Origin of the sequence: Sorangium aterium (assembly GCF_028368935.1) — a bacterium.
In the GTDB taxonomy this organism is placed as follows: domain Bacteria; phylum Myxococcota_A; class Polyangia; order Polyangiales; family Polyangiaceae; genus Sorangium; species Sorangium atrum.
Map to the genome: position 1 here is coordinate 981088 of NZ_JAQNDK010000003.1, position 17315 is coordinate 998402.

At 70.4% G+C, this 17315-nt stretch carries 10 protein-coding genes; 5 read left to right on the top strand and 5 right to left on the bottom strand.

Annotated elements, in window-relative coordinates:
* Positions 1-3: 3 nt before the first annotated feature.
* Together POL72_RS27955 and POL72_RS27960 are read right to left on the bottom strand one after the other, a co-directional pair.
* Positions 4-1128, bottom strand: coding sequence for a WD40/YVTN/BNR-like repeat-containing protein (locus POL72_RS27955; RefSeq protein WP_272098825.1), 1125 nt, complete (start codon positions 1126-1128; stop codon positions 4-6).
* 174 nt (positions 1129-1302) lie between these two features.
* Entirely contained in the window at positions 1303-2115 is an 813-nt protein-coding gene (locus tag POL72_RS27960; protein WP_272098827.1) for a hypothetical protein, read from the bottom strand.
* A 658-nt stretch (positions 2116-2773) separates the two neighbouring features.
* On the opposite strand from POL72_RS27960, the gene POL72_RS27965 reads away from it, so the two are divergent.
* Entirely contained in the window at positions 2774-5719 is a 2946-nt protein-coding gene (locus POL72_RS27965; protein ID WP_272098828.1) for a serine/threonine-protein kinase, read from the top strand.
* Between the two features lie 28 nt (positions 5720-5747).
* On the opposite strand, the gene POL72_RS27970 is transcribed toward POL72_RS27965, so the two are convergent.
* Genes POL72_RS27970 through pheS form a run of 3 tightly spaced genes read right to left on the bottom strand, consistent with a single transcriptional unit; the run spans position 5748 to position 11845 of the window.
* On the bottom strand, positions 5748-8360 hold the full coding sequence (locus POL72_RS27970) for a glucosyltransferase-I (RefSeq protein WP_272098830.1): 2613 nt from the start codon (positions 8358-8360) through the stop codon (positions 5748-5750).
* Positions 8303-10762 (bottom strand): phenylalanine--tRNA ligase subunit beta, encoded by a 2460-nt coding sequence (gene pheT, locus POL72_RS27975; RefSeq protein ID WP_272098832.1) that lies wholly within the window; start codon positions 10760-10762, stop codon positions 8303-8305. Before pheT ends, POL72_RS27970 begins: the two co-directional genes overlap by 58 nt.
* Positions 10763-10795: 33 nt before the next feature.
* Entirely contained in the window at positions 10796-11845 is a 1050-nt protein-coding gene (pheS, locus tag POL72_RS27980) for a phenylalanine--tRNA ligase subunit alpha (protein WP_272098834.1), read from the bottom strand.
* Positions 11846-12710: 865 nt separating this feature from the next.
* Here pheS and POL72_RS27985 point away from each other — a divergent pair.
* From POL72_RS27985 to kduD, 4 genes are all read left to right on the top strand, one after another.
* Positions 12711-14267 (top strand): carbohydrate porin, encoded by a 1557-nt coding sequence (locus POL72_RS27985; protein ID WP_272098836.1) that lies wholly within the window; start codon positions 12711-12713, stop codon positions 14265-14267.
* Positions 14268-14343: 76 nt separating this feature from the next.
* Entirely contained in the window at positions 14344-15162 is an 819-nt protein-coding gene (locus tag POL72_RS27990; protein WP_272098838.1) for a 5-deoxy-glucuronate isomerase, read from the top strand.
* Between the two features lie 53 nt (positions 15163-15215).
* On the top strand, positions 15216-16553 hold the full coding sequence (locus POL72_RS27995; protein ID WP_272098840.1) for an MFS transporter: 1338 nt from the start codon (positions 15216-15218) through the stop codon (positions 16551-16553).
* Positions 16554-16557: 4 nt separating this feature from the next.
* Complete coding sequence (gene kduD, locus POL72_RS28000) at positions 16558-17307, top strand: 2-dehydro-3-deoxy-D-gluconate 5-dehydrogenase KduD (RefSeq protein WP_272098842.1); 750 nt, start codon at positions 16558-16560, stop codon at positions 17305-17307.
* Positions 17308-17315: the final 8 nt, after the last annotated feature.

Sequence of the window (17315 nt, forward strand, 5' to 3'; positions counted from 1 at the left end):
TCGCTACCACGGTGACACGGAGACGCTCTCGGAGATGGCCACGCCGTTGTCGCCGACGATATGGAATTTCAGGGCGTCGCCCCAGATGGCATTGAGCGAAGCGTCCGCTGGGAGGCGGCGACTCCAGCCGAGGCTGTCGTGCCGCAAGAGCATGCCATCGTCTCCGACGACGTAGACGACATATTGGCTAAGGTCCCACCTGGTCCCCCATACGAAATTCAACGTTTTCTGTGCTGTCGGCGCCGATGTGATGGCCGTCCAGCCTGTGCCGTCGAAGTGCAGGATGGTGCCGCCCTCGCCGACGACAAATACGTCCTGCGGCCCGCTCCCCCATACGGAATTCAATGATTTTGGCGGGATTGACTCGTGGTTCACGGCTTCCCAGCGCTCGCCCTCGAAGTGCAGGATGGTGCCGTTTTCGCCGACGGCGAATATGTCTTGCGGCCCGCTTCCCCACACGGCGTTCAATGATGCTCGCGGAGCCGACTCGTGTGTCGTGGCCTTCCACTGCCCGTCTTTGAAGCGCAGGATGGTGCCTTCGTCGCCGACGGCGAGCACGTCTCGCGGCCCGTTTCCCCACACTGAATTCAATGTTATTTGTGGGATCGACTCGTGTTTTATGATTTCCCAGCGTTCGCCGTCGAAGTGAAGGATGGTGCCTTCTTCGCCCACCACGAACACGTCTTTGGGCCCGCTCCCCCACACGGCGTTCAGCGAATTCCGTGGGATCGATCCGAGCGGTATGAATTTCCAGTTGCTGCCGTCGTAGTGGAGGATCGTGCCCCCCTTGCCAACGGCGAATATGTTGTTTGGCCCGCTCCCCCACACGCTCTTCAGGTCTTCCTGTAAGCAGGTATTGCCGTCTGGCGTAAGCGGGACGTCGCAGCGCTTGCCCGTGGCTCGCGCAAAGCACGTCGGGTTGCCTTCGCGGTCGGGGTCGCACACATAGCCGGCCGGGCAGAAGCTCGCGCCGCACGCGGCTCCGGTGTCGAAGCACGCGCCGAGGGTGGTCATCGGCGCGATCGCGGACGCCAGCGCAGCCGCGTAGCAAAGCGCTCTGCCGCCGTGCCGGCGACCCGCGGCGTCCTCGTTCCGCTCGACGCCCCATCTCCGGATGAATGCGCGCATCCTCTGCTCGTCCCTCAGCTCGTCGTACCAACCCACCGTTCGCCCAGGTCGCCGCGGCGCGCCGGGCGCCTGCGGCGCGAGCGTACGGCGGGGCGCCTCCTCTTGGGAAGGCCCCGCGCCGGGTCTCCGGTCCCGGAGGGAAGGCCGGGGCGAGGCACCGTCCGGCGGCGCGTCTCAGAGCACGAAGCGGGCCCACAGCATCGCAGCGTCGAGCGACGCGGCGGGGAGGATCTCGAGCTTCACGCCGCCGCGATCGTCGGTGCGGTACGATTGTGGCCTGTTCATGAGGAGCAGGACCGTGCCTGTGATCGCGCTCGCTCCGCCGGCGATGAGGGCGCCGATCGCGAGCCGGTCCTCGAGGACGCTGCCCTCGTACTCGTCGCCGGCGGATGGCATGCACGACGGCGTGCAGCTGGTCTGGAAGCGCTTATCCGCCTCGTCGTGAGCTGCTCCAGCGTGCCATTTCAGCAGGGCACCGGCCGAGCCCAGGGCGGCGCCGGCCCCGAGCGTGGCCCAGGGGATCCATGCGGGCCACCTCTGGCTGGTGACGACGGTATCGGGGCTCAACGCGAGCTGGCCCGAAACCTCTTTGCCGGCGAGCACGACGACGGGCTTGACGACCGTGAAGTAACCCGTCTTTCTCGCCGTGACGACGTGCTCTCCCGGCGTCACGATCCGGCGCCGGGTGCCGGGGCCGACGAACCAGGGCTTGCCGTCGACCAGCAGGGCGGCGCCCGGCTCGTCGCAGCGAACCTCGATGACCGCGAGCTCGTGCTCCACGAGCGCGCGCATCGCCGCGCGCGCCTCCTGCTCCGCCTCGGGATCGAGCGCCCCCGGACCCCATTGCAGCGACATGCGCAGGTTCTCATAGGCCAGCAGCGGCAGACCGATGCTCGCGAGCGCCCGCCCCAGGTAGAGACGGAGTTCGGGGTGCTCCCAGGAAGCCAGCGCCTGTTCGTACTTCGCCCGCGCTTCCGCGAGCATCATGCGCCGGTGCAGCTCCCGCGCCTCCTCGAACAGCGCCTGGGCCTTCTGCTTCCGATCCTCGGAGACTCCCCGGTGCCATGGTGGCGGCGCTGACGGCTCCGCCGCTGGCGAAGGCGCTGGCGCCGGCGGCGATGGGGGCAACTCCGCCGTTGGCGGCGCTGGAGCGCTCGGCGGCGGCGCTGACGACTCCACCGTTGGCGGCGCTGACGACTCCGCCGTTGGCGGCGCTGACGACTCCGCCGTTGGCGGCGCTGCCTGCGCTCCCGCAGGCGAGGCGTACAGGGCCACGAGAGCGATGGGCACGAGGCGCTTCACACAGGAGAGGCCGACCTGAGCGGGTCGCTTGCGGGTCGTCGTGATGACAGCCAAGTGCCTCTCCTCCGGAGCGCCGCGGAACCTCGAGCGCGCGCTGGCCGCCCTGGGCGCGACGAGCAGACGTCGTGGTTCAGGCTACACCCGTGCTGGTCCTCCTGTGAAGTGGCCGGGGCCAGGGGTGCTGTTGGAACTACCCGGGGCGCCCGGCGGCCACGAGGAGGTCGCGGTGCAGGGGGCGGGCCGGAGCCGCGGCGCGCAAACGCTGTGCTGGTGAACTCGGACACGGCTATGCTTTCACGGCGGTGCGGTGCCCCACGATCACGATGACGAGAAGCCTCCTGCGATGAGCGGCAGTTCGCCAGAGGATGCGGGCTACGCAATCACGGTGATCGCCGGCGCAGCGCCCCCCGCGGCCGCGCTGTCCGGCATGGAGACCGCCAGGGCCGACGGCGTGGTCGCGGGCGCCCGCGAGCCGCAGCGCCACGGGATGACCGCGCCGGCCGAACCGCCGCCCTCGCTGCTGGCGCAGGCCAGGTCGGCGCCTTCGGCCGGCGCCCGCATCGGCCATTACGAGCTCCTGCGCGAGCTCGGTCGGGGCGGCATGGGCGTGGTCTTCCTCGCGCGCGACACCCGCCTCGCTCGCCTCGTCGCGATCAAGCTCCTCACCATGCTGAGCAGCGCCGGGGTCCAGCGCTTCCTGGTCGAAGCGCAGGCCACCGCGCGCTGCAAGCACGAGCACATCGTGACGATCCACGAGGTGAACGAGCACGACGGATCCCCGTACATGGTGCTCGAGTACATCGAGGGGCAAAGCCTCCGCGCCTGGATGAACCAGCGCAGGCCCGCGGACGCGGGCGAGGCGGTGTCCACGGCGCCGGTGCCGCCCGGCCTGGCCGTCGACATGGTGGTCCCCATCGTGCGCGCGCTCGCGAGCGCGCACGCGTCCGGCATCGTCCACCGCGACCTCAAGCCGGAGAACGTCATGCTGGACGCGGCGGGCGCGATCAAGGTGGTCGATTTCGGCATCGCCAAGCTGCTCGAGGAAGAGGTGATCCTCTCGGGCGATCGCGCCGTCGCCGGGGACACGGGGCTCACGCGCGACGGCGCGATCATCGGCACGCTGGCGTACATGTCCCCCGAGCAGTGGAGAGGGATCGACATCGGCCCGTGGAGCGATGTCTGGGCCGTGGGCATCATGCTCCACGAGCTCCTGCTCGGCGCGCACCCGCTCGCCCCGTGCGGCCGGATGGACCTCCTCGCGGTGCCGGCGCTCGACGAGCCGATGCCCACCGTCGGCGCGCGCCGTCCGGAGATCGGCGCGCTCGGCGCGATCATCGATCGCTGCCTGCGCAAGCGGAAGTCCGAGCGGTTCGCCTCTGCGCAGGAGCTCCTTGTCGAGCTCCTGCCGCTGCTGCCCGGGCGCCGTGAGATCCTCCTCGGCGCCGACGAGAGCCCGTTCGCGGGGCTCTCCTCGTTCCAGGAGGCCGACGCCGACCGCTTCTTCGGCCGCGCGCAGGATCTCGCGGGCGTGGTCGCGCGCCTCCGGAGCCAGCCGCTGCTCGCGATCGCTGGGGCCTCTGGCGTGGGGAAGTCGTCGCTCGTGAGGGCGGGGGTGATCCCGGCGCTCAAGCGCTCCGGCGAGGGCTGGGAGGCGCTCGTCGTGCGGCCCGGGCGCGAGCCGATGGCGGTGCTGGCGGACCTGTTCGACCACCCCGGCGTGACCCTCAACACCGACGTGAGGGCGCTCTCCCCGCAGGGCGGCGCGGCGATGCGCGGGGCCCTGATCCAGCGGCTGCGCGCCGAGCCCGGCCTGCTCGGGGCCGCGCTGCGCGGGGGGGCGGGCCGCGCGCAGAAGCGCCTCGTGCTGTTCATCGATCAGTTCGAGGAGCTCTTCACGCTCGGCGCCCCGGCCGTCGAGCGGGAGGCGTTCCTCGCGTGCCTGGCGGGGATCGCCGACGACGCCTCCTCGCCGCTCCGGGTCGTCCTGTCCGTGCGGTCCGATTTCCTCGAGCGGATGGCCGAGCACGAGCATTTCATGGCGATCATGACGCGAGGCCTCGTGTTCCTCCGGCCGATGGGGCGCGAGGGGCTGCGCGAAGCCTTGATGAGCCCGGTCGAGGCGGCGCGGCACGAGATCGAGGATGCGGCGATGATCGAGGGCATCCTCGACGCGCTGCAGACGACGCGCGGCGCGCTGCCGCTGCTTCAGTTCACCGCGGCCCGGTTGTGGGAGATGCGCGATCGGGGGCGCAAGCTGCTCACGCGGGCGAGCTACGAGGCGCTCGGGGGCGTGGCGGGCGCGCTGGCGAGCCACGCCGACACGGTGCTGGCCGGGATGAGCGGGCACCGGGCGAAGCTCGCGCGGGCGGTGCTGGAGCGGCTGGTGACGCCGGAGCGGACGCGGGCGGTGGCCAGTCTGGGCGAGCTCTGCGAGCTGCCCGGGGATCGAGGCGAGATCGAGCGGGTGGTGGAGCTGCTCGCCGAGGCGCGGCTCCTGGCGATCGAGACGGGGAGCGACCGCGCGGGCAGCACGGTGGAGATCGTGCACGAGTCGCTGATCGAGCGGTGGCCGACGCTCCGGCGCTGGCTCGACGAGAACCAGGAAGACGCCGCATTCCTGGACCGGCTGCGCGCGGCGGCGAGGCTCTGGGACGCGAGCGGTCGCGCCGCGGACACGCTCTGGCGCGGCAAGGTCGCCGAGGAGGCGCGCGGCTTTCGCGAGCGCTACCGCGGGGAGCTGCCGGAGCGGGAGAGGCTCTATCTGGAGGAGGTGCTCCGCTTCGCCGATCAGCAGCAACGCGGGAGGCGCCGCCTCGTGTCCGGGATCATCGCGGCGCTGTCGCTGCTGGTGGTCGCGGCGGGGGCGGGGATCGTGAAGCTGACCCGCCAGAACACGGTGATCACGGAGCAGCTCGAGGAGATCCGGAGGACGGAGGACACGCTCAAGAAGGCGCTGGCGAGCGAGGAGGCGCAGCGGAGCGCGGCCGAGAGGGCGCAGCAGGAGAGCGAGGCGCAGCGGAGGCGGGCCGAGAAGATGCAGCGCGAGGCGGAGGAGGCCCGCGTGCGCGCGGAGGCCGAGGCCGGGCGGGCCCGCGTGGCGGCGGGCGAGGCGAGGACGGCGCGGGACACGGCGCAGCGGTCCGAGGCCGAGGTGCGCGATGCGCAGGTCAAGGCCACCGAGGAGGAGCGGAAGGCGAGGGAAGCGGCCGAGACGGCGCTGCGGAGCAAGCGCGAGCAGGAGCAGCTGATCGAGCGCACGGCGGGGAAGATCAAGCCGACGCTGAAGTAGCGGGCGCGCCGCGGGCGAGGCTGCGCTGCTACCGCGCTGGCGGCGGACCGATGTGACGGTAGATCGCGGCGTCCTGGCCGACGACGAAGGAGATCCGGCCCTGGCCCCACACGGCGTCGAGCGTGGAGTTCGTCGTGGAGTTGAGCGTCAGCCAGGAGATGCCGTCGTAGCGCAAGAGCGCGCCGCCCGTGCCGACCGCGAAGACATCGGTCGGCCCGCTCCCCCACACGCCGTAGAGCGATGCCAGCGTCGGCGCTTCCATCCTGCGCCAGCTCTCGCCGTCGTAGTGCAAGATCGCGCTCTCCAGCCCGACGGCGAAGACATCGGTCGGCCCGCTTCCCCAGACGGCCTGGAGATATTCCCCTGAGTCCGAGTGCGTCACCTGCCAGCTCTCGCCGTCGTAGTGCGCGATCGTGCCCTCGTCACCGATGGCGAAGACATCGTCTGGCCCGCTCCCCCAGACGGCATTGAGGTATTCCCCTGAGTCCAGGAGCGTCGCCTGCCAGCTGTCACCATCGTAGTGCGCGATCGTGCCGGCCTGACCGACGGCGAAGACATCGTCCGGACCGCTCCCCCACACGCCATCGAGATAATCCAGGGTGCCCGAATCCATCGTCTGCCATCTCTGGCCATCGTAGCGCAGGATGGTGCCGGCCTGGCCGACGGCGAAGGCATCGTCCGGTCCGCTCGCCCAGACGCCGCCGAGACGAGCCGACGTCGGCGAATCCATCGTCCGCCAGACCTGGCCATCGTGGTGCAGGATCGCGCCGGCCTGGGCGCCGGCCTGACCGACGGCGAAGACGTCGTCCGGACTGCTGCCCCACACGGCGTGCAGCTCCAGCTCGTCCGGCACCGGTGATTCCATCTTCTGCCAGCTCTGGCCGTCGTGGCGCGCGATCGTACCGAGCTGACCGACGGCAAAGACGTCGTCCGGACCGCTGCCCCACACGCCGATGAAGTCGGCCGTCGTTTGCGCATCGAGCTGGTGCCAGCGCTGGCCGTCGTAGTGGACGATCGTGCCGGCATCACCGACGGCGAAGACATCGCCCGGTCCGCTGCCCCAGACGCCAGCCAAGGAGAGCTCGGCCGACAGGTGGTGTTCCATCTCGTGCCAGCTCTCGCCGTCGTAATGCAGGATGACGCCTGCCAGGCCGACAGCAAAGACGTCGTCCGGTCCGCTTCCCCACACGCCGAGCAAGCTGGTCGTCGTCGGTGAATCCATCTCGTGCCAGCTCTCGCCGTCGTAGTGCATGATGGCGCCTGCCAGGCCGACAGCAAAGACGTCATCCGGTCCGCTCCCCCACACGCGACGCCAGTTCGCTGAGATCTCCGCATCGATCTTGTGCCAGCTCTGGCCGTCGTAGCGGACGATCGCGCCGTTGTCACCGACGGCAACGACATCGTTCGATTCGCTCCCCCACACGCAGAAGAGATTCTCCCCTGTTGGCGAGTCCATCATCTGCCAGCTCTGGCCATCGTAGTGCAGGATCGTGCCGTCCTGACCGGCGACGAAGACGTCATCCGGTCCAGTACCCCATATGCCAAAGACAAATTCTGTCGTCGGCGAGTCCATCATCTGCCAGCTCTGGCCGTCGTAGTGCGCGGTCGTGTTTCCCAGGACGGCGAACACGTCCTCCTTCCCGCTCCCCCACACGCTCATGAAGGACAACACCGTGCCGATGGATTCGAACCGCCAGTTCCAGTCGCCGCATGGAGCTGTGGAGAGAGCGTCGCAGGTGCTCGTGCACCCGGGGCGACCGAAATCATAGCGCAGGTTCACGCAGGAGCCGGCGACCGGCGCGCCGGTGTCGCACTGCTCGTGCTCTGCGACCGCGCCGTCGCCGCAATGTGCCTTGCAGTCCTTCCGGCAATAACCGTCGGAATCCGCGTTCTGTCGACCGCGACATCGAGCGTCCGTGGGACCGAACTCGCCAGCGCCGCAGTCGCACTCTTCCTCGCGTATCGTATCGACGATACCGTTGCCGCAGCGCTCGTCGGAGCTGCAGTCGAAGCTGCACCCGTCGCCGCTCTCGCCGTTGCCGTCATCGCAGGCCTCGCCGTCCTCGACGACGCGGTTGCCGCAGGTATTGACCTCGGTCGGGACGATGCATGCCGGGTTGCCGTCCCTGTCCACGGCGCATGTATGGCCGATCGGGCACGAGCCCTCGCCGCAGCGGAGCCCTCCTTCGAGGCACGCGCCGGCGACGGCGAGCAGCGCCGTCACGAAGGCCATCGCCGTCGCAGTGTGAAGCGCGCCGCCCCGCCGGCGGCCCGCGGCGCTCCTGCTCGATTTCACGCCCGATCTCCGCGTCAATGCGTGCATCGTCCCCTCGCTTCGCCCTCGACCGACCGCCCCGCAGCTTGCCTGTCGCTCGAGCGTACGGCGGGGCCCGAAAGGTCTGAGAACGTTTACGTTTACGTAATCGTGGTCGTGGTCGTGGTCGTCAACGGCAGGTCGTGAACGACCACGACCACGACCACGACCACGTAAACGTAAACGTAAACGTAAACGTTTACGTTCGTGAGCGATGGTGGGGTGGGGGCGACGGCTTCGTGCCCTGAACGTGACCGAACGAGCTTCGGTTAGCGCTGCTGCGCCCCGAACCGCGCCTTCGCCGCGTCCACCGCGGCCTTCGTCCACTTGTCGACCTCGTCGTCCGTCAGCGTCCGCTCGGCCGACCGGAACCACAGCGCGAACCCCAGCGAGTGCGTCCCCGCCGGCAGCTCTTCGCCGCGGTACCGATCGAACATCTCGACCTTCTCGCAGCGCTCCCCCGCGGTCGTCCGCAGCACCTCGAGCACCTCTCCCGCCGGCACGTCGAGCGGCAAGAGCAGCGCCACGTCGTGCCGCATCGCCGGGAACCGGCTCGGCTTCGCGGCCACCGGCGCGCGGTACGCCGCCGCGACCGCCGCGAGATCCAGCTCCGCCACGACGGCCCCGCTCGTGATCTCCAGCGCCTCGCGCACGTCCGGGTGCAGCTCCGCCACGTACCCGACCTCGCGGCCGTCGAGCAGGACGCGGGCGCCCTTCTTCGGGTGCGCCCACGGCGGCGCCTCGCCCGAGAGGTCGAACGCCGGCGTCACGTTGCCCGCGAGCTCCGCGACCACCGCCTCGACCGCGCCCTTGCCGTCGTAGAAATCGACGTCCTCGGGCCGCGTCAGGTAACTGTCGCGCGGACCCGCCAGGAAGATCGTGAGCCGCGTCGGCTCGTTCACCGGCGGCCGCTCGACCCGCGCCAGCTGGCTCGCGCCGCTCGCCTCGTCCTGCCACGGCAGGAACACCTGGCTCACCTCGAACAGCCGCACCCGCGGCACGTTGTACCGCTGCGAGCGCTGCACCACCGTGAGCAGCCCAGGGACCAGCGACGGCCGCATCACCGACTTCTCCTCGGAGAGCGGGTTGAGCAGCCGCAGGAGCGACCCGTCGTCGTAGCGCGCCGCCTTCAGCTCCTGGGGCGACAGGAACGAGTACGTCACCGCCTCGTGCAGCCCGATCCCCGTGCAGATCTGCCGCACCCTGCGCCGCAGACGGTAATCGCCCCTGGCGCCCGCGGGCGCGGCCCCCACGCGCGGCAGCCGGCTCGGGATCTGGTCGTAACCAGCGATGCGCGCGACCTCCTCGATGAGGTCGATCTCCTCCGCGATGTCGGGCCGGTGCTCCGGCACCTCGACGAGGAGCCGGTCCGCCTTCTGCTCCAGCACCGAGAGCCCCAGCGTCTCCAGGATCTCGCGCGCCCGCGCCGGGGCCTCGGCCCCGATGATCCGCTGGTACCGCGGGAGCCGGAGCGTCAGGCGGCGCGGCGCGCGCGGCGCCACGTACACGTCGATCGGCTCGCCCGCCGCCTCGCCGCCCGCGAGCTCGCAGATGAGCGCGCTCCCGCGGTCGCGCGACAGGGGGACCCCCGAGAGGTCCACCTCCCGCTCGAAGCGGTGCGACGCCTCCGTGTGGAAGCCGTACCGGCGCGCCGACCTGCGGATCCCGCGCGGCTCGAAGTACGCCGACTCCAGGAACACCCGCCGCGTCGTCGCGGTGACGCCGCTGTCCGCGCCGCCGATGACGCCCGCCAGGGCCACCACGCGGTCCGCGTCGGCGATGACGAGGTCGTCCTCGTCGAGGGACAGCTTCTGCCCGTCGAGCGCAACGAACGCCTCGCCCGGCTGAGCCCGCCGGATCTCGATCGGCAGCCGCAGCGTGTCGAGATCGAACGCGTGGAGCGGCTGCCCCCGCTCGAGCATCACCAGGTTGGTCGCGTCGACGACATTGGCGATCGGCCGCACGCCGAGGCGGCCGAGCCGCACCCGCGCCCAGAGCGGCGAGGGGCCCACGCCGACGCCCTCGATCACCTGCCCGTCATACCGGGGGCAGCGGTCCCCGTCGCGCACCTCCACGGCGGCGCGTGTCTGCACGGCCGCGGGCGCTCCGGCGCCGTTCGCCCGCGGCGCGGCGACGGCGGGCGGCCGGAACGGTAGGCCGAGCACCGCGGCCACGTCCCGCGCCACGCCCAGGTGCCCCAGCGCGTCGGGCCGGTTCGGGGTGACGCTGAGCTCGATGATCCAGTCCTCGAGGCGAGGCTCCCAGTCGAGCAGCGATTGCCCCGGACGCCCGCCCTCCACGGTCAGGAGCCCCTCGTGGCTCGACCCGAGCCCGAGCTCGTCCTCGGCGCAGAGCATACCGGGCGACGCGAAGCCGGCGACCGCCTTCTCGGTCAACGTCACGAGCGCGCCGTTGCGGTCGAGCACCTGCGCCCCGACGGGCGCATAACAGACGAGCGCCGGAGCCGCCGGGATGACCGGCGCGCCGCACGCGACCTCCACGCCTTCTCCGCCTCCGCCCGCGTCCACGCGGACCACCGTGAGGCCCTTCTTGCCCGCCGGGTGCGGCCGCGTCGCGACGACGCTCGCGAGGACCACGGAGCGCAGCGCGGCGCCGACGTGCGTCACGCGGTCGACCTCGAGCCCGCCGCGGCCGAGCGCCGAGGTCACCGCGTCGATGCCGGGATCGGCGCCGAGGATCTCTTGAAGCCACTTGTAGGATATCAACATGGGGAATCGGGGCTGCGGGCGAGGGGCAGTGGCCTAGAGGCTTCCGAGGAAGCGGACGTCGTTCTCGTAGAAGGCGCGGATATCGTCGACGGCGAACTTCATGTTGGCCGTGCGATCCACGCCGATGCCGAACGCCAGCCCCGTGTATTCCTCCGGGTCGATCCCGACGTTCCGGAGCACCGTCGGGTGGACCATGCCGCACCCGAGGACCTCCAGCCAGCCGGTCCCCTTGCACTGCGGACAGGCGCGGTTCTCGCCGAAACAGACGAGGCAGGACACGTCGAGCTCGGCGCTGGGCTCGGTGAAGGGGAAATAGCTCGGCCGGAAGCGCGTCCTCGTGGCCTCGCCGAACATCCGGCGGCTGTAGACCTCGAGCAGGCCCTTCAGATCGGCGAGGGACACGTCGCGGTCGACCACGAGCCCCTCGATCTGCACGAACATGGGGCTGTGGCTCGCGTCGTCGTCGCGGCGATACACGACCCCGGGCGCGACGATCATCACCGGCGGAGGGTGGGAGAGCATCTCGCGCACCTGGACCGGGCTCGTGTGCGTGCGGAGGAGCACGTTCTGGCCGGGATCGCCGGCCATGTAGAACGTGTCGTGCATGTCCATGGCCGGGTGATCCGCCGGGAACCCGAGGAGATCGAAGTTGTAGCGCGCGAGCTCGATCTGCGGCCCTTCGGCCACGTCGAACCCGAGCCCGACGAAGATATCGACGATCTCGTCGAGGGTCCTCATGATCGGGTGCGACCGCCCGGGCGCGCGCCAGCGGCCGGGCAGGGTGATATCGAGGGGCGGCGCGGAGAGCTCGCGATCGCGCGCAGCGCGCTTGATCCTCGCCGTCGCCTCCTCGCGGGCGCGCTCCACGCGGCCCTTGACGGCGTTGAGGCGCTGGCCGAGCGCCTTGCGCTCCTCGGGCGCCGCGCCGGGCAGCTGCTTCATCAGCGCATTGAGCGACCCGCGGCGCCCGAGCAAGCTGGCATACAGGCGGTTCAGCTCATCGAGATCGCCGGCTGCGGCGAACTGGACGTCCACCGTGCGATCGACCTCGTCGATGAGGCGGCCGAGTTCGGGACCACTCATTGCCGCCCCCTTACCGCGAAGGCCATGGCAACGCAAGACGTTGACCTCCCGCGCCGCCCCCAGCTGCTCGCGCCAGCCAGCGCGCGGCCCGCACGCATGATCCGGAGGCTCGACGACCACGACCGCGGCGGACGCGCCTCGCCGCTCCCGCTGCGCGGCCCCGCCCTGCGCGCGGCGCGCGCAACAGCGCCGTGCGCGCAACAGCCGATGTCCACGCGGTCAACGTCGGGTTGACAGCCTCCGCTCGCGACGGCGCGATCCGCCCGGAGACGACGTCCGCGCCCGGGTGGCGGGGTACTTTGGCCGAACGCGGGAGCTTTTGAACCGCCAAGCGCGCCAAGGACGCCAAGAAAACCACAAAATCTTGGCGTCTTATGGCGACTTGGCGGTTCCATCATTCCGGCAGGGTGGGGGGACCCAGCTCGCGCGAGCGCCGCGCGGGACACGGGACACGGGACACGGGAGTTGCGCGTCCACCGCCGGTGTCGGTCGCGTCAACCGTGTCAACCCGAGGTTTACGGGCTCTCCACGGCGGCTGCCCATCTGAATCGGGATTCGCATTCTGGCCGCGGCGAGGACGCCTGGATCGTGGCGCTGCGACCGAGCCGGTCGCCTCTGGCCCATCGCTTGCTTTGAACGTTGAGGAACGTTGAGGAACGTTGAGGAACGTTGAGGAACGTTGAGGAACGTTGACGAGCGTTGTGAACGTTGACGGACGCGGGCGAGCGCGCCTGAGCGTCACCGCTGCGAGCATTCCAATCGATGAGCGAGCCACGCGAAGCGTGCTCGTCGGGGCCTTTTCGCCTGACGACAACCCCGCCGCTTGCGCTGCTGCCGCTCCAACACACCACGAGATCGGCACACCTTGAATCCCATCCTCCATCTCTCTTGCGACCCTGCGCACGACGCCCGCTGCGCTCCGCGGCGCGGCACAGTCTCCGCCCTGCTCGGCGCGGCGCTCTGGGTGTCTCCAGCGGTCGTGAACGGGCAGCCGACGACGACTCCGACTCCGGCGCCCGAGGCGCCTCCAGCGGTCGTGAACGCGCAGCCGCCGCCCCCTCCGACTCCCAGTCCTGCGCCGGTGCCGGAGAGCGGCTTCTTCTTCGGCGGCGTCGGCCGCGTCGTCGCGGCCACGGACGCCGAGATGGGGCCGGGGCGGGACGCCGATATCGTCTGGAGAGGCTCGCGCCTCGACGAGTCCACGTACATCCAGATGGACCTGGAGCGGCAGGATCACTGGGAGTCCACAGGCGCCACCACGCGCGTCGCCGTCCGCCTGGTCGTGGACGCCCCCGTCCTCCACTACAACAACGCGCGGCCGTGGAACATCAACATGTCGGTGCGCAACGCCTTCGTCGAGGAGCGAGACCTCGGCGTCAAGGGCCTGTCCGTGTGGGTCGGCTCGCGCCTCTACCGCGGTGACAACGCCGAGCTGCTCGATTTCTGGCCGCTCGATTGGCTGAACACGCTGGGCGGAGGCGTCCGCTACGACCTGCCCTCGAAGCGCACGTACTTCGCGGCGCACGCAGGCGTCAACCGGCCGCTCTCGCCCTATTACCTCCAGACGGTGGAGCGCCCGCCGGCGCTCAACCAGCCTGGCGCGGCGAACGTCAACCTCCTCGATCGCCAGCGGCTCATCTCGAGCGTCAAGGCGAGCCACACCGTCCCGGTCGGGGAGAAGGGCGGCGTCAAGGGCGTCCTGTACGGCGAGCTGCACCAGCTGCCGTCGGGCACGCGCGAGACGGCGGAGGCCGGCGTGGTCGAGCGCCTGCCGCGCGACTCCGGGTACGTCGTCGGCGCGCAGATCAGCCCGTTCACCGGCGTGAACAACGGGCACCTGCACCTGTTCCTCCGCTATGCGGGCGACCTCGCGGCCTACGGCGAGTTCGGCGCGCCCACCCAGCCCGCGCCGGACGGCACCGCGACCGGCGCGCACGAGCTCCTCTTCACCTTGAGCGGCAACTACGAGACGGGGCCGCTCGGCCTCATGGCCGCGGGATACGTGCGCTCCTTCCGCAACGCCAGCGAGCCGTTCGACTTCGCCGACCTCGACGAGGGCATCTTGCTCGTGCGGCCGCACCTCTACCTGCGCGACTGGGGAGGCGTCGCCGTCGAGGCCTCGTATCAGGCGCAGCGGAGGGGGAGGGTCCCTCCTCCGGCCGACCCCGCGGCGGCGGGCGCGCACCCCGCGGCGAGCCACCACAGCGCGAGCCTCGTGCGCCTCGGGCTCGTGCCGTTCCTGAACGCGGCGGGCAAGGGTGATTTCAAGCGCCCTCAATTCCGGTTCATCTGGCTCGTGACCCGGCGCGACGACGGCGCGAAGGCGCTCTATCCGCAGGACGACGTCTTCAGCCAGCGCACGTGGGAGCATTTCATCGGCCTGAACGTCGAGTGGAACATCAAGGCCAGCCCGGCGTTCTGACGCAGCCGCGGGGCTCCGGGGGTTCACCGCGTCGATTTGTAAATCACGTTAACTAAGCGAGGGAAGGGTTCTATCCATGAAGCCAGTGAACGCTGGGCAGGTCGTGGTCCGCGCGACGGCGTCGCACAGGGGGCGAAAGCTCTCCGTGACGCCGGCGGACAGCCCCATGAAGCGCCTCCATTACGGTCGGATCCTGCTCGACGGGACCACGCCGGAGGCGCGGTTCGAGACCTCCGGACGCGAGGTAGGGCTCCTCTGCATGGCCGGCGAGTGCGCCGTGAAGGTGAACGGCGGGGAGGTGATCGCGCTCGGGCAGTACGACGCCCTCTACGTGCCTCGCGGCTCGGCCGTCGAGGTGCGCACGAGCTCGGCGGTCGATCTCGTCGAGTGCGGCGCCGAGGTGGAGGGCGACTATCCCCTCCAGGTCGTCCGCTACAAGGACGTCGAGCAGAACCCGTCGCTCAAGTTCAAGGCGGGCGGCGACGCCACGACGCGCGAGCTCAGCATCCTGCTCGGCAAGAACGTGCAGGCCGGCCGCATCGTCGCGGGCTTCACGCGCTCCGCGCCGGGGCACTGGACCAGCTGGCCCCCGCACGAGCACACGGACCTGCTCGAGGAGATGTACGTCTATTTCGATATGCCGCCGCCGGCGTTCGGCGTGCAGCTCGTCTACACGGCTCCCGAGGCGCCCGAGGTCGTCACGGTGGTGCGGGACGGCGACGCCGTGCTGATGCCGGCGGGGTATCACCCGAACGTCGCCGCGCCGGGGCACTCCATCAACTTCGTCTGGCTGATGGCCGCGCACCGCGAGCGCGAAGATCGGGTGTTCGGGGTGGTCAACGTCCAGCCGGAGTTCGCCCAGCGCGGCTCCGGGCTCGAGGCGAGCCTCAAGTAGCGAGCAGGGGAGCGGGCCAGCGTCAGGCGGCTCGAACTCAGGAGGATAGCTTCATGGTGATGAACACGGAGTCCACGACGGCCATCGCCGACGCGCCCGCGGAGGTGCCGCGCGACGCGGGCGCCGCGCCGCTCTCGGCCGGCATCGGGCGTTATCGGTGGGTGATCTGCGCCCTCTTGTTCACGGCCGCGACGATCAACTACGTCGATCGACAGGTCCTCGGCGTCCTCAAGACGACGCTGCAGAAGGACCTCGGCTACAACGATATCGATTACGGCAACATCGTCACGTCGTTCCAGGCCGCTTACGCCATCGGCATGCTGACGATGGGCCGCCTCATGGATCGCATCGGGACGCGGCGCGGGTTCTCGTTCGCCGTCGGGTTCTGGAGCCTCGCGGCGGCGGCGCACGCGCTCGTCGGCAGCGCCGGGGGGCTCTCCGCGGCGCGGTTCGCCCTCGGCATCGGCGAGGCGGGTATGTTCCCGGGCGCCCTCAAGACGATCGCGGAGTGGTTCCCGAAGAAGGAGCGCGCGCTCGCGACCGGCCTGTTCAACTCCGGCACGAACATCGGCGCGATCGTGTGCCCCCTCGCCGTCCCGTGGATCGCGGTGGCCTGGGGGTGGCGCGCGGCGTTCGCGCTGACCGGCGCGATCGGCGCGCTGTGGATCGTCGCCTGGATGATCCTGTATCGCCCCCTCGCGGAGAACCCGCGCGTCACGCCGGAGGAGCGCGCCTACATCACGAGCGAGCCGTCGCCGGCGCCCAGCAAGGTCGGCTGGCTCAGCCTGATCCCGCACCGCCAGACGTGGGCGTTCGCGATCGGCAAGTTCATGACCGATCCGTTCTGGTGGCTTTACCTGTTCTGGGTCCCCGACTTCCTGAACCGCAAGCATGGTTTGAACCTCCTCCAGATCGGCCCGCCGCTCGTCACGATCTACCTGCTCTCCGACGTGGGCAGCATCGCCGGCGGCTGGTTCTCCTCGATGCTGATGCGCCGCGGCTGGACGGCGAACGCGGCGCGCAAGACAGCGATGCTCGTCTGCGCGCTCGGCGTGGCGCCCGTCTTCCTCGCGACGCGCACCGACTCGCTGTGGGTCGCCGTGCTGCTCCTGGGCCTCGCCACGGCCGCGCACCAGGGCTTCTCGGCGAACCTGTTCACGCTCACAACGGACATGTTCCCGTCGCAAGCGGTGGGGTCGGCCGTCGGGTTCGGGGGCATGGCCGGGGCCATCGGCGGGATGCTCATCGCGCAGATCGCGGGCCGCGTCCTCCAGCTCACCGGGAGCTACTCGACGCTGTTCATCATGGCGGCGTCCGCCTACGTGCTCGCGCTCGCCATCATTCACGCGCTCGTGCCGCGGCTCGAGGCCGCGCGGCTGAAGCAGGGATAAGACAATGACGAATGATCCGTTTCGTTTGGACGGCAAGGTCGCGCTCGTGACGGGCTCGGCCACCGGGATCGGCGCCGCGATCGCGACGGCGCTCGCGGCGGCGGGCGCGGACATCGCCTGTCACGGCAAGGACGAGCCGGGCGAGGCCACCATGGCGGCGGTGCAAAAGCTCGGGCGGCGCGCCGCCGGCATGGCCGCGGATCTCGCGGATCGCGCCGCGCACGCGGAGCTCGTCCGGAGGACGAAGGCCGAGCTCGGGCGCATTGACATCCTCGTGAACAACGCAGGTCTCATCCGGAGATCGCCGGCCGTCGAGTACTCCGAGGAGGACTGGGATCTCCTGATCGAGGTCAACCTGACGTCCGCGTTCCGCCTCTCGCAGCTCGCCGGGAAGCAGATGCTGGAGCAAGGGTCGGGCAGGATCGTCAACATCGCGTCGCTGCTCTCGTTCCAGGGCGGGATCCTGGTGCCGGCCTACGCGGCGTCCAAGGGCGGGATCGCGCAGCTGACCAAGGCGCTCGCGAACGAGTGGGCCGGGAGGGGCGTCAACGTGAACGCGATCGCCCCGGGCTACATCACGACGGACAACACGGCGGCGCTCAGGTCCGACGAGGCGCGCAGCCGACAGATCCTCGATCGTATCCCGGCGGGGCGCTGGGGGGAGCCGAGCGACATCGCCGGAGCGGCGCTGTTCCTGTGCTCGGAGGCGAGCAGGTACGTCCACGGCCACGTGCTGGTCGTGGACGGCGGATGAGCCGTTGA